The organism is Peribacillus sp. NJ4, from assembly GCF_030348345.1.
GTDB lineage: Bacteria > Bacillota > Bacilli > Bacillales > DSM-1321 > Peribacillus.
The window spans coordinates 986,737-1,000,243 of record NZ_JAUCFQ010000001.1; the positions used below are offsets into that span (position 1 = coordinate 986,737).

General features: G+C 34.4%; 14 protein-coding genes, 2 pseudogenes and 1 riboswitch. Of the genes and pseudogenes, 11 read left to right on the forward strand and 5 right to left on the reverse strand.

The genetic code is table 11. The features are described from left to right. Positions 1–64: 64 nt before the first annotated feature. Positions 65–1,120, reverse strand: a complete 1,056-nt coding sequence (locus tag QUF94_RS05000; RefSeq protein ID WP_289314867.1) for a potassium channel family protein — start codon at positions 1,118–1,120, stop codon at positions 65–67. 430 nt (positions 1,121–1,550) lie between these two features. Here QUF94_RS05000 and QUF94_RS05005 point away from each other — a divergent pair, with 430 nt between their 5' ends. The 3 genes from QUF94_RS05005 to QUF94_RS05015 are packed head-to-tail and all read left to right on the forward strand — an operon-like array spanning position 1,551 to position 3,339. Then, positions 1,551–2,126, forward strand: a complete 576-nt coding sequence (locus QUF94_RS05005) for a LysE family translocator (RefSeq protein ID WP_289314868.1) — start codon at positions 1,551–1,553, stop codon at positions 2,124–2,126. Positions 2,127–2,151: 25 nt separating this feature from the next. Next, positions 2,152–2,928: an AraC family transcriptional regulator gene (locus tag QUF94_RS05010; RefSeq protein ID WP_289314869.1), complete on the forward strand. Its 777-nt coding sequence runs from the start codon at positions 2,152–2,154 to the stop codon at positions 2,926–2,928. Between the two features lie 33 nt (positions 2,929–2,961). Further along, positions 2,962–3,339, forward strand: a complete 378-nt coding sequence (locus tag QUF94_RS05015; protein ID WP_289314870.1) for a hotdog family protein — start codon at positions 2,962–2,964, stop codon at positions 3,337–3,339. 512 nt (positions 3,340–3,851) lie between these two features. Here QUF94_RS05015 and QUF94_RS05020 read toward each other — a convergent pair. Next, positions 3,852–4,766: a DUF4240 domain-containing protein gene (locus tag QUF94_RS05020; protein WP_289314871.1), complete on the reverse strand. Its 915-nt coding sequence runs from the start codon at positions 4,764–4,766 to the stop codon at positions 3,852–3,854. 291 nt (positions 4,767–5,057) lie between these two features. Between QUF94_RS05020 and QUF94_RS05025 the strand changes: the two genes are divergently transcribed. From QUF94_RS05025 to QUF94_RS05035, 3 genes are all read left to right on the forward strand, one after another. Then, a complete protein-coding gene (locus QUF94_RS05025; protein WP_483313634.1) occupies positions 5,058–5,471 on the forward strand; it encodes a DUF4262 domain-containing protein in 414 nt (137 codons plus the stop codon). 118 nt (positions 5,472–5,589) lie between these two features. Then, complete coding sequence (locus QUF94_RS05030) at positions 5,590–6,132, forward strand: hypothetical protein (RefSeq protein WP_289314872.1); 543 nt, start codon at positions 5,590–5,592, stop codon at positions 6,130–6,132. Positions 6,133–6,280: 148 nt separating this feature from the next. Further along, a complete protein-coding gene (locus QUF94_RS05035) occupies positions 6,281–6,823 on the forward strand; it encodes a GNAT family N-acetyltransferase (RefSeq protein WP_289314873.1) in 543 nt (180 codons plus the stop codon). Between the two features lie 392 nt (positions 6,824–7,215). Here QUF94_RS05035 and QUF94_RS05040 read toward each other — a convergent pair whose 3' ends face one another. From QUF94_RS05040 to QUF94_RS05050, 3 genes and pseudogenes are all read right to left on the reverse strand, one after another. Then, positions 7,216–8,055, reverse strand: coding sequence for a MetQ/NlpA family ABC transporter substrate-binding protein (locus QUF94_RS05040; RefSeq protein ID WP_264640784.1), 840 nt, complete (start codon positions 8,053–8,055; stop codon positions 7,216–7,218). Between the two features lie 14 nt (positions 8,056–8,069). After that, a pseudogene (locus QUF94_RS05045) lies at positions 8,070–8,302 on the reverse strand (ABC transporter permease); the annotation flags it as partial. 103 nt (positions 8,303–8,405) lie between these two features. Continuing rightward, positions 8,406–8,516, reverse strand: a riboswitch (SAM riboswitch). 155 nt (positions 8,517–8,671) lie between these two features. Then, positions 8,672–8,752 (reverse strand): annotated as a pseudogene (locus tag QUF94_RS05050) (PLP-dependent transferase); the annotation flags it as partial. A 75-nt stretch (positions 8,753–8,827) separates the two neighbouring features. On the opposite strand from QUF94_RS05050, the gene QUF94_RS05055 reads away from it, so the two are divergent. The 5 genes from QUF94_RS05055 to QUF94_RS05075 all read left to right on the forward strand — a co-directional run bounded on the left by QUF94_RS05055 (position 8,828) and on the right by QUF94_RS05075 (position 13,425). Next, positions 8,828–9,262 carry an NUDIX hydrolase gene (locus tag QUF94_RS05055; RefSeq protein WP_289314874.1) on the forward strand — a complete coding sequence of 145 codons (435 nt, stop codon included), beginning with the start codon at positions 8,828–8,830 and terminating at the stop codon, positions 9,260–9,262. 138 nt (positions 9,263–9,400) lie between these two features. After that, on the forward strand, positions 9,401–9,673 hold the full coding sequence (locus tag QUF94_RS05060; RefSeq protein WP_289314875.1) for a hypothetical protein: 273 nt from the start codon (positions 9,401–9,403) through the stop codon (positions 9,671–9,673). Positions 9,674–9,848: 175 nt separating this feature from the next. Continuing rightward, positions 9,849–11,126, forward strand: a complete 1,278-nt coding sequence (locus QUF94_RS05065) for an IS110 family RNA-guided transposase (protein WP_289314804.1) — start codon at positions 9,849–9,851, stop codon at positions 11,124–11,126. Between the two features lie 497 nt (positions 11,127–11,623). After that, positions 11,624–12,133 carry a hypothetical protein gene (locus QUF94_RS05070; RefSeq protein WP_289314876.1) on the forward strand — a complete coding sequence of 170 codons (510 nt, stop codon included), beginning with the start codon at positions 11,624–11,626 and terminating at the stop codon, positions 12,131–12,133. Positions 12,134–13,113: 980 nt separating this feature from the next. Next, positions 13,114–13,425, forward strand: coding sequence for a hypothetical protein (locus tag QUF94_RS05075; RefSeq protein WP_289314877.1), 312 nt, complete (start codon positions 13,114–13,116; stop codon positions 13,423–13,425). The last annotated feature ends 82 nt before the right edge of the window (positions 13,426–13,507 follow it).

A 13,507-nucleotide genomic window follows, 5' to 3' on the forward strand; every position in this document is an offset into this window, starting at 1 on the left:
CTTTTAGTTTAATAAGAAAAATAAATAAAGGATGCTATTATAGCATCCCTAAAGATTTCGGCTTTCAAGGTAATGTATTTGAATTTATTTCGGAAATGGTCTTTTTATCACATATAACGAAAAGCTGTGCATCATCAGGAATTCTTTCATCTAATTTTTGGTTTATGGTAAGATTACCACGATCTGCTACCAGTGTGGCTCCTTTGTCAAGAAGATCTATAAACGCATCACGATAGGTTCTCCATTCATCTTGTTTAGAAATCTCATACATGGTTTCTTTATACTTTGTGCTCATAAGTTCAGAATACATGTGGGTGACTCCATGAGAAAATAATGATCTTACTGCTGCGTGGGAGATCATCTCTTGTGTAGGAATAAACTCATCCACTTTTACACGCTCGAATAAACGAATATGCTTTTGATTGATTACCTCGGCGGTGACATGAATAGATGTATTCGTTTTTTCTTCAATGGATGTTATGGCAGTGGCAACTAATAATGTCTTTCCATCGACAAGCAAAGGATCCTTTGTAGCATAATTATCTTGTGTTATTTGGTCAGCAAAAATGATAACGCCTTTTGCTCTAGGCAGGTTTGCACGGAGTAATGTTTCTTCATCGGTAGCATCCCCACGAACATAAAACAGACGCTCTTCCATCATAGGAGCTTTTTCCAAGTTATCAATGATTACAATATCAATGATTTCATCAGATTTTATAATTTCTTGGATGGCGGATTTTGACTTATCACTCCAGCCAATCAGAATGATCTGATTTTTACCTGTATATTTCATTTTTCCACCAACTTTAAATTTTTCGATAAGATATACAGATTTAATGATTTTTCCAATAAAAAGACTAACTAGCCCAATACCCGTGACGTAAAGACCAATGGTAAATGCTTTTCCAAGATCGGTGACCGGTGCATAGTCTCCAAAACCAACCGTAGCAAGCGTTGTAAGTACCCAGTAAACAGAGGTTAAATAAGACTCGAACGTCTCTGGCTCTATAGAAAAAGCAACATACGCAGCAACTAATATGTATAAAATGGCAAATGGTAAAAAGATTCTACCTCTTAATTTAATAAAGTAATACATTATTTTTTTAGCCGTAATTCTCATCAATATCCATCCTAGTTTTCAAGTCATCGATTAGATTTATATTTCCCCAATTTAACAATTAATTAAACGTAAGCGTAAAAGTAGTTTACCCAAGTGGGGAGCAAGAACAGCATAAAAAAAGGAGAATTTTGTATGTTCACAACATATTACGGATAAAGTGAGAGGATCGTGTTATGTAAGAAGATCTTGGGGAAGTAAATGGAAAACTGTTGAATCCCGCTTGATGGCATTTTGGATATCTGAAAACCGAAATTTTTAGTCATCCTTTTTTGTAATGGAGTGGATGATTGAGCATGGGGTCTGAGTTCATTACACAACAACCATAAACTTTTCTTTTGTGATATAGAATGTATCAGCACCCTGCAATAATATACTATAGCCATTTAATTTTAAGATGTAAGATATGAGATACTTGAAAGGAGTATTCCTCATGAATATTACATCTTTTTTAATTTACTGTTTTATTGTTACTTTTACACCAGGACCTACTAATATCATCATTTTATCCACAGTTCATAATTCAGGTACAAGAAAGGCAATGGAATATACGTATGGAGCAACGATTGCTTTTGGTTTATTACTTGTTATTTCTGCCATGTTGCATACTATGCTTGTAACGATAATACCGAAAATCTTGATCGGTATGCAGATAATCGGAAGCTTTTATATGTGCTACCTCGCTTATCAAATTTACAAAATGGATACATCTAAACCAACTGTAAACCAAACTGGTACCTTTATGTCAGGCTTCCTTATGCAGTTTTTAAATCCAAAGGTGTTACTATTTACAATGACTGTAATTCCTAGCTATGTTATGCCCCACTATATCGAAATGACTGAGGTGACAATAAGCGTTATAGCTATAACTATTATTGGATTTTCAGCATTTACTACATGGGTTCTTTTCGGTACAATCTTCAAGAAGTTTTTACAGAAGCATGAAAAGACTGTTAATGTAATGATGGCATTGTTTTTAGTTTATGCTGGAGTAATGATATGGATGTAGGTAAGCCAATTAAGAGGTGAATTAAATGGACAAATTTATCTATAAAAAATCGGCAGGTATTACTGCGTTGTCAGCAAGCATTACTGATTTTAAGTATAAAAAGCACTCTCATAAGGAGTATGCAATAGGGGTAACCTTGCGTGGCATTCAACAGTATAACCTGAATGGCAGTTTACAATTATCCTATCAAAATGGAGTTATGCTTTTTAATCCAGAACAGGCACATGACGGAAGGGCACATGATGAGCAAGGCCTGGATTATGTGATGCTATATATTGAGCCACAATTGCTTTTAGAGGTTATTGAGAAAAAGGATATAGTACGTTTTTCAACCCCTATTGTGTATGATTATAGACTTGAACAAAGAATATTAAGTCTTTCTAATGCAATATTGAGTGAAAAAGATGAGGCTTTGTGCAGCGAATTACTTTTATCCCTCACAGATAGCCTTATTCAAACTAATCTTTCTACAGACTATAAGAAAGATAACGCTCTAATTAGAAAAGCAAAGGATATGCTTCATACCAACTTAGAAAATGTACTTAAACTTGACGAGATATGTAAAGAGCTTAATTTATCAAAATTCAAGTTTATCAGATCATTCAAGGCTCATACCGGAATTTCACCATACCAATACTTTCTTAACAGCAAGATAGAACGTGCAAAGCAGTTAATAGAAAAGAATGGAGATATTTATTCAGCAGTAGCTGAATGTGGTTTTGTTGATTTAACCCATTTAAATAAACACTTTAAAAGCGTATATGGAACAACAGCATTTGAATATATATCACATTTAAATTGAGGAGGGATTTTTTAAAATAAAGGGGGAATAAAATTGTCTTTAAAAACAGGCGATATTCTTACATTTGAACGGACTTTCACAGCAGAAGATGTTGAAGTGTTTACTAAGGTTTCAGTTGATGAAGGCTCACACCATGTTACTCCTGATGAACAGGGAAGACTTGTAATACAGGGATTACTAACCGCTACATTACCAACAAAAATAGGAGGCGATAACAACGTACTCGCTCGTACAATGACTTTTGAGTTTTTAAGGCCTGTGTTTACGGGGAATACAATAATTTGTATAGTCAAAATTGAAAAATATGAAAAGCAAGAAAATAATAGAACAGCTATTGTTGCATCCTTTTTATGTAAAAACGGGGATGAAAAAGAAGTATTAAAAGGGGATTTTTCAGGTGTGATCCTTTAAATTTATACTTTCTCTAAAACATTGAATATCACTTATTGTGCGTTGATCAACGAGGATTAACGCCTTTTTTTTTGTTGGACCCCTTATAATAATCTGGGAGAAGGACTTTAAAACCATTAAAATTACACCGAAAGTCAAAGTTGAAGTCATTGAAACTGGAATTGCAAATTGATGTGCTGAGAATACTTCCATTACAATCGAGGAACCAATGAGTTTAAGATCCAGAGAGCTGAATGTAGCTCTTTTTTTATGGCTGTTTTCGTATAGATTTTTGTTTTTTAAGTAATAGCACCCGATTAAGTAAGTAAATCAAACATCAACCCTCTTTCTAAAGGAACAATTGCGGAAGAAATAAAATTAAATCCAAACGCCTGGGTAGTGAAGATTTCCCGGAGGTTCTAGAAAATCTCCGGGAAATCCTCATCGTGGATTGGTAATTGTAATCCTCTAGTTCTGATAAGAACACTCTAAGTAAATTATTAAACTAAAGCACCTGTTAGTTAAACCAAAAATCATTTCCAGCCTTCAACGTTTGAAAAAGACTCATAATCACATCCTGTGATATATTCAAACTTTTTTCCAGTTCTTCTTATATATGCATTGGATGCTAATGAAAGCAAGGATTCAAATGAGTCATCCTTGGGCATATTTTTAGGATTACCGAGAGTTGATTCGAAAAATTCTTTTCCTCTAGCAAGCACGGAACATCTGAAATATAAGAATAAATCCGCAGAGAAATAGTCTCTTTCTTTATCATATGAGTATTCCCCTATGTTTTTTGCGTGTTCTTTCGTATCTAATAAATAAAGTTTGTAAGACAAGGCTTCTTCGAACTGCTTAATGTCTCTTACACTCATCTTTGCCAGTTTATTAACCGCAGGTTCGATAATTTCTTCTTCACATTCAGCATTAAAATTAAGAAGGGAAATAATTGACCAAAACAATTCATCTTTCATTATCTCTTTTGGTTTTTGAATTGTATGGAATTCTTCTATATACCTTTCCTCTTCTTCCCGAATTTCTCTTTCAAAGTTTTCTCTATCATTTTCCCAACGCCACTCTAAGAAAGCTTCTATTCCATCGGAATTATCCCACTTTTCACCGAAAGAATTACATTTTATTTTTCTTTCCTTTTTAGTCAGAGGAATATTACCAATGTAAATAACATCTTTAGGAACCTTGCCATCAACCCATACTAATGCAGGATTATTATCGTAAAAAAATCGATTTTGAATAAGAATTTCTTCTAAAATGTCATTTTCAATTGAAGGAATTTCAGTTCCATTATAAGGTGTTGTAGCTAAAAGGTACGAATTATCCGTTTGATCAAGGATTCTAATTGCCCCGAATTTACCATTTGGCAAATTTACGGCATATATATCTCCAGTCGTTACAGTTTTTTTTGTTTTATTTTTTTGATTGTCCAATTTTCATTACCCTCCTTAAGCCCTACAAGAAGTATTATTGAATACATTCAATAATATAGATTAGCTATCCTTTTTCAATTAAACCGCCTTATATTTTACCATAAAATACAAGTGGTTAGATTTTTATCATGAGAGCAACAATCTTTTAGAAAACACCCTTTTTTATCGTGCTATCAGGTGCTTTACTTCAATAAGGGAGGTTGCTGAAGCAACCTTTTTGTTATGTAACTATAGGGGCGGGTTAGGAACAAGGAATGCTATAATAAAAGAAATGCTTTGGAGGGGAACCACTTGGACAATGAACAATGGGAAAAACAAATGTTAGAAGAATACGGCTGGTATATGGATGCTATTTACGCTGAAGAATACGATGAAATTCACGCTAATTATCATACACACGGAGTCCAAGAGAACTTTAATCATATGGATTTTCAAATAGTACTTAATATGGACCCTGAAATTGCAAATGATGTCTTCTTTACTTTAATTGATGACATACGCCGTGGAAAAAGGTTTGAGGAAGGCAAAAAATACACTGACATACTAGAGGGCTTTGAAGTGATGTTAAAAAAGTATAGAGAAATGGGACGGGACGTATTAAGAGTTCTTTTGCCTGATGAAGACGGAATGCTTCCAACTGAAGAGAATTGTGATGAATATTATAAAACTCAGCTTGATGACTATGCTTTTGATAGTAATGATTAAAAAGTTGTTGATATAACCGGTGCTTTACTTCAATAAGGGGTTGCTTTGGCAGCTCTTTTTCTTATGCAACTAAAGGGACTTGTTAGTGATCTATAAAATTAAAGATTGGAGATTAAGGATGTTTAAAATAACTACATTTCTAGTTAAAACCAGTGAAGGTGATGAGAGTTATATATCCTTAGATGATTCTTTAAAATTAAGAGAAATTTTTGAACATCGAAAATTCATTCCGGAGCATATTCAAATGCATATAAAGATTCAATATAATGATCAAATTATTGTAGGAAATGATATTCCTAGTGGGTTAGATTTATGGAGTGATTATATAGTTGGTATAGAGCAATATTTAGACGGTGAGAACATTGAAATACCTTATGGTATCGATCCATATCTTATGAAGTTAATCTCGATAAACAGCAATTTATTGGAATTTTCCATTGTTGGGGATTGGGAACCTGTTGAGGTGTTTGCACAAGCTAGATTACCTAAAAATGAATTCTTGGAGGCCATTTTAGATGGAGCAACACACTTTTGGAATACATTGAATGATTACAAGGTGTTTGAAAAAAATACAAAGAACACAACCCCTAAAGAATATCCAAAATTAATAATAGAAGAAATTGAAAAACTAAGGAAAAAGGTAAAAACCATAATGAACTAACAGGTGCTTTAGCTAAAAATCGAAGCTGTCTTTAAGGCAGCTTTTTCTTATGGAACCAAAGGGGTAGGTTAGTTAAACATGTGATTTATCTATTAATCATATATGTTAATATACAAAATAAACCAATAGAATAATTAGGGGGATGAGTATGTTCTTACATAAGATTGATGAGGAGTTATCATTGAAACTGTTAGAATTAAAGGATGCAGAAAAAGTTTTCGAAATAACAAATCAATCAAGAGAATACCTACAAGAATGGCTTCCTTGGCTGGATAATACAACAAAACTTGAAGATACAAAAGGGTTTATTAATATGTCTTTAAAAGGTTTTGCTGAAAACAAGAGTGTCAATACAGTTATTATGTATAAGGGACAAATTGTTGGTGTAGCAGGTTATAACCAAATAAATTGGTCAAATAAAACTGCATATATTGGTTATTGGCTCGGAGAAGAATATCAAGGAAATGGAATTATGACAAGAGTAGCTAAGGCATTGACCGATTATGCATTTTTTGAATTGAAACTAGATAAAGTGGAAATAAGGGTTGCTGAGGAGAATAAGAAAAGTAGAGGAATTCCCGAAAGATTGGGTTTTGTTAATGAAGGTTGTATAAGACAAGCAGAATGGTTGTATGACCATTATGTTGACCATATTGTTTACGGTATGTTAGCTAAGGATTGGAATAAGTAGTAATACCTTATAGAACTAACTTCTGCGTTAGTTCTATAAGAAAAAGTAAAAAAGTCGATTCCTTAACGTAGAGGAGATCGACTTTTTAGGTTGGAATTCTCTTAGTGTATAAAATTTCCGAAATGGGCGGTAGCATTGTTGCTACCGTTCGTAAAAGGGCACTTTTACAAAGCATAGAGCCCATCTTTAAAGATGGGTTCTATGCTTTGAGTTTAGTTAAGTATTTATGTATAAGAATTTACGCGTTAAGTTTTTTGGTAGCTTCCAATAAGCTGCTTTTATGTAAACTAATTTTTTGTTTTTCTAGTGTATAGACATAGAAAAACCCCGAATAAGGGACCTTTTTCGAAGTGTCCATTATTCGGGATATAGTTCATGAAAGGGTGTTTTTTTTATTTAGATACAGGTATGACTGCACCTTTATATTTTTCAGTAATGAAGTCTTGTATTTCTTTAGAGTGAAGTACTTCTACTAACGCTTTTACTGTCTCTTTATTTTCATCACCCTTACGTACAGTGATAATGTTTCCATATGGATTATCTTCACCCGATTCAACAGCGATTGGATCTTTAAGCGGATCTAACCCTGCATCTAACGCATAGTTAGCATTAATAACAACCGCATCACCTTCGTTGTTATTATAAATTTGAGGTAATAGTCCACCTTCTATATCTGCATTAAAAGTTAAGTTTTTAGGATTTTCTACAATATCATTAATAGTAGCTTCTGTTTTATTGAGTCCTTCTTTTAGCTTAATAACGCCTTCTTTTTCAAAAATAGATAGAATACGTCCTTGTTCAGCTACAGCATTACGCATAATAACTGTACCGTTTTTTGGAAGATCTTTTAAGCTATCATACTTTTTTGAGTAAATACCGATTGGCTCAATATGAATAGCACCCGCATTTACAAAGTCATAGTCTGGATTCTCTTTTAACACTGATTTAAGATATGGAACGTGTTGGAAATAATTTGCATCAATCTCTTCATCAGCTAACGCTGTGTTCGGTATAATATAATCTTGGAATGTTTTAATTTCTAAATCAATTCCCTTTTCCTTTAATAATGGCTTTGCCTCTTCTAAAATTTCAGCATGCGGAATGTTTGATGCACCCACAAGGATTTTCTTTTCTTTGTCTGAAGAATCTGATCCGCCGTTAGACGTACCGCAAGCTGCTAAACCTAATACTAATGCTGAGGAAACTGCTAAAGTTGATATCCACTTTTTCATAATTCATTTCTCCCTTATCGTTTATCTATTTTTGTTGTAAATATATCACCTATAAATTGAATGAAAAAAACAATGACTAAAATTAATACAGTTGCTACCAATGTTACATCATTATTATTGCGCTGAAACCCTTCAAGATATAACAAATTACCTAAACCATTGCACCAATTACCCCAGAAATAGCTGTATAACCAACTAGAGCGATTGTTGTAACTGTAAGACCTGAAATTAATGCTGGCAGCAGCTCTTAGTAGGTTAGTTTGTCCTAAGTATACAGGGGAAAGGAAAGTTTTTTCTCCTCAAAAAAACCTTTCTACACATGAGTAGAAAGGTTGGTTAAACAATCCTTTCTCTCATCTTCCAAAGCACATTGCTTTGCAGGAATTGGCACCATTTCAGTTAATTAACTGACGGTTGCCGGGCTTCACAGGGCACAGTCCCTCCACCTCTCTTGATAAGAGTCAAACATTATATTCAATTAAACGCAATATTTTAAATTCAGCGTGAATATAGTACGAGAGTGATCTTATCATGACCAAATGGTAGTGTCAATCACAAAATTGTTCAATTAATTTGAATTGACGGATGATTGCATTAAATGTTTTATTCCTGTAGCCTATGAGATTGCTTGTTCCAGGTCCTCAATTAAATCATCGACATGCTCGATTCCAACGGACAAGCGTATAAGATCTTTTGTTTTTCTTATGGAACTATCGGGGCAGGTTAGTTCAACAAGGAAAATGGTAATATACGTTTCTGAGAAGGTGAAAAAATGTTGAAAATTTTTGGAGAAAAAATTGATGGTCTTGATTATCAAATAAGAAAAGGCGTTTATGCAATAGTTTTCAATTCTGAAAAGGATAAAATTTTAACTGTCAAAAATTCCAGAGGACATTATTTTTTACCTGGTGGTGGAATTGAAAATAATGAAGGTTATCAAGAATGCCTGGAAAGAGAAATGCTAGAAGAAACGGGTTATAAAGTGTCGATAGGTTCTTTTATAGGCAATGCAAAGAGATATTTTCAATCCACTAAAAATGAACCACTAATAAATGACGGATATTTTTACTGGGTAGAATTGTTAGATAAAATACAAGAACCAATTGAAGATGACCACTTTATAAAATGGATAGATATTGAAAGTGTTCGAGAACTCCTTGTCCACGAACATCATTGTTGGGCGGTAAATAAGGGTTTAAAAGGGTAAGGTTAAAAGCACTCTTGTTGAACTAACGGGTGCTTTACTTCAGGAGGCAGCCTTTTTCTTATGGCACTAACGGGGCAGTTTAGTTCATTACAGTTTATAATACAAGTAGACTTTGATTTAGATTGAGGAGATAAAATAATGCGTTCTTTTTTAAGAAAAGAATTTTGGGATGGCAGAAATAAACCTATTCTGTTTATACAGTGGGGATTGACAATCTTTGCAATAATATTATATTTCCAAACTTATGACAGTATAGATTATTTCCACTCTGGAATTATAAGACTAATTGCAGGGATAATCACTCTTCTAATAGGAATTGAAAACTACATTGGTAAAAAAAGAGAATATATATTTTGGTTCATCCTAACGATAATGTTTTGTGGAATGGGGATAGACATTTTACTGAACTAACGGGTGCGTTAGCTGAAGATCAGAGCTGTCTATAAGGCAGCTTTTTCTTATGGAACTAAAGGGGCAGCATTCCTGTTAGAAGGATGTTCGAGGTCTTGAAAGAAAAAGAGCCCTCTTGTATGATGCATGAGTGTCAACGACCATTGACCCAGCATCAAACAAGGAGGACTTCTCTATGCAGTTTAAATGGAATGAAAAAATTAATCAAGTTACTGAAAATACACTCGTTGTTGGTATGGATATTGCCAAGCGTGTTCATTACGCTTGTTTTGTTGATGAACGAGGGCGCGTGATAGAAAAAGCCTTCGCAGTTCATCAATCAAAAGAGGGCTTTGAACACCTGTATGAAAAGATTCGTCAAACGATGAAGGAAGCTAAGAAAACAGAAGTAATTGTTGGAATTGAGCCAACAGGCCACTACTGGATGAACCTAGCTAATTTCTTAGATCATTACGGCATACCACTAGTCATGGTGAATCCAATGCATGTCAAACGATCGAAGGAACTGGACGATAATTTACCGACAAAGAACGATAAAAAAGATGCATTAGTCATCGCTCGTTTATTGAAAGATGGGCGTTTTAGCTATCCACGTTTATTAAAAGAAGTAGAGGCAGAACTTCGTATCGGATCTACTCTTCGTTCAAAGTTAACGGAAGATTTAGCGAGTATTAAAAATCGAATCATTCGTTGGCTTGATCGTTATTTTCCCGAGTTTACTCAAGTCTTTCCGGCTTTCGGAAAGATGGCTCTAGCTACATTGGAAATGACTCCGTTGCCACAGGATATCGATGGAAAAAGTGCTGAGGAGCTTGTCTTTCTTTACCGTAAGGTAAAGGGAATGAGAGCCCCACAGCTACCAAAAGCAAAGCTACTCATTGAAGCAGCGACGAATTCAATTGGACTGACAGAAGGGACACAGATGGCCCGACATGAAATTGCCACGCTCCTGCGTCAGTATCGCTTACTAGAAAACGAAATTGAATCTGTGAATAGTCAATTATCCGAAATGGCCCAAACAACTATGGAATATGAGCTGCTGGCTTCAGTTCCTGGATTAGGAGATGCAACCATTGTTGATTTGCTTTCAGAAGTTGGAAGCTTTTCACTTTATGAAAATCCACGCCAATTGATTAAACTAGCGGGATTAACATTACGTGAAAACTCATCTGGTCAACATAAGGGACAAAAACATATCTCCAAACGAGGAAGAAAGCGACTTAGATATATTCTTTTCAAAGTAATAGTACCACTCATTCGTCACAACGAGGGGTTTAAACAGCTTCATGAATATTACACAACACGCCAACAAAATCCCTTACGTGGAAAGCAATCGATGGTGGTACTCTGTGGTAAATTGTTGAAAGTATTGCATGGTATTTGTAAAAAGAAAGTCCATTTTAATGAGCAGAATATGATGAAGGATCTCTACTGCCTCTCAGAGGCAGCGTAAGCATTTCTAACTATCGATTTATAACAAGAAGGATGACACGGAGAAGCCAGCAACATTACTAAACTAAGACCAAGAGTCCCCGGGGCAGCTTAGCAGGCCTCTGCCTTATGAATAGACCGAACGAAGGAATGTAAGCGCAAATGACGCTAAGAGACATGGGAGGGTACGTCATCATAAGTTTCGCAGAGATCTATTGTGCATCACATAGTGGAGAAAATAGCTAATGATTTCCATTAGTTTTAGCGAAGCGTACGCTCAATTTAGTAATAAAAACCAGAATTTCTATACTCTGTTTAAAAGCAGAATAAAAAAATAATTTCACTAATACACCGAGTGGTGCAAACCGTTGATACATCAATGTTTATAGAGGGAGGTTAGTTCTATAAGGAACTGGTTTATTATGGTATAATATTTAGGTTATTGTCTTCAATACTCAATGTTAGGGTGGATAATTTAATGGTTCGAAATTTACATCCATCTTTTGGGAGGGCTGGCCTTTGTTTACTTTTAAAAAAATCTCCGTAGGACTCCTGGTTATATGGAGTCTTGCTGCTTGTGACAACGAACAAGAACAAGTCATAAAAAGTGAAAAGGTGGATGTAGAGCAAAAAAATGAGGTACAAGATTCTACACAACAAGAGGATGTGCCCTCTTACGATGCACCCAAGTATCATATATATGGTGGCTGGATGAACGGTGGATCTTATATACTTATCAAAAGTGATGGTGACGATGGCGAGGGTAGAGCCAAGTTCACATTAGAAAAATTCACTAAAACGGGAAAAGATAAAATCATAAAGAATTTCCAGTTATCAGAATCTACTGGATCCAAACTAACCGGTATAATATCTAGCAAAGAATCAAACAAGACTTCTTTTCTAACGCTAGAATTAAATAAAGAAAAAACTGAAATAACTGTCAGGTTGCCAAATGAAAAACCCGTTAAATATAAACAAACAGAAATAAATCCGCAAGAATTTAATCCCGATTATGAGTGGGAAGAATGAAACCAAAGTATAAAGAAAAATAAAAAGACACCTCCTGAACCGTAGGAGGTGTTTTTTAGAGGGCAGCCTTTTTCTTAAGCTCGGGGCGGAAGAAGACCCGTTTGCGTTATGCTATAGTTTATTAAATTTAGTTGTATTCTTATGGGGGAAATTAAATGTTAGAGGATGGAGTTTGAAATGAAGAAAGATATATTTAGTTTTACGGCAGCCATCGTTGGAATTATGGCTCCGTTATTTTATTTGCTGCAATCGAAACGATGAATGGCAGGTTAGATAATATATTTCTAATTAGTAGTTTGAGTCTGTATGGTGCTTCTATTGTTTGTACGATTATAGCTTTGAAAAGGAAAGAAAAAAATAGGATAAAGTACTTCCCATTCGTTACACTAATCCCCATTTTCCTGTATCAATTATTAATTATTTTCGCTTATAAATTATTAGAATTCATAAATGGGTTGATATTTTAAGATAATCAACAGGGGGTAATCCAGTACCAAAATAAATCGTTCATTATAGGAATGTTGACAAAATTTGCAAAAATAACGGTGGTGGATAGATTGAAAAAATGGGAAAATGTAGCGAGGGGCATTTCATTTGTAATTATACTAACTTTTCTTCCTTATTTTCTTGAAAATATAGGAATCTCCTTTTGGCTTATAGGGTTATGTATATTTGCTGTGATTTATTGTGTCTTTTTTATTTTATCAAAAATCGAATGCCTTCAGAAATCGGTATCAAATAAAGTAGGATGGTTGACTTATATTATGGTATTTATAATCATAATGGTTTTGTATTATAAAATAGGCAGTGTGTTAGCCCATGACGGAAGTATGAGAGTTTCGGCAGCTTTTTTCTAGGAACTATCGGGGCATATTGATTGAAGGAAAATGGGAATGTAATCTTATCAGTGCGATTCATTATTATGAGGGATCTTTTTTTATAAAGATAGAGGTGCTAAGGTTAGAGAAAAGGAGACTGCAATGAAAATAAATTTACTGATTTTCATATCGTCTGTAAAAGAACAAGAAAAGAGTATATCGATGATGAAAACATTCGAATCTGATATTCGTCCTGTCAGAGGGGATATAATCGATGATCCGGGATTCGATCCGGGGTTTCATAATGGATATGAAGTTGTAAAAGTTTCGATTAATTATGCTTCGAATGAATGTTTTGTTTCGCTGCACCCACTTTCGTTAGAAATTCAGGAAATCAAGATAGAAACCTACATAGGGAATCTTGATGCACATGGTTGGTGTGCTGTCTCAAAAGAAGAATTAAAAAGTATGTAAAAAGGTAAGAACCCTTCATTTTTCACGAAGGGTTTTTTATTTGATGTAGTGCATACATTCATATTTAACCAAATGGTTGAAT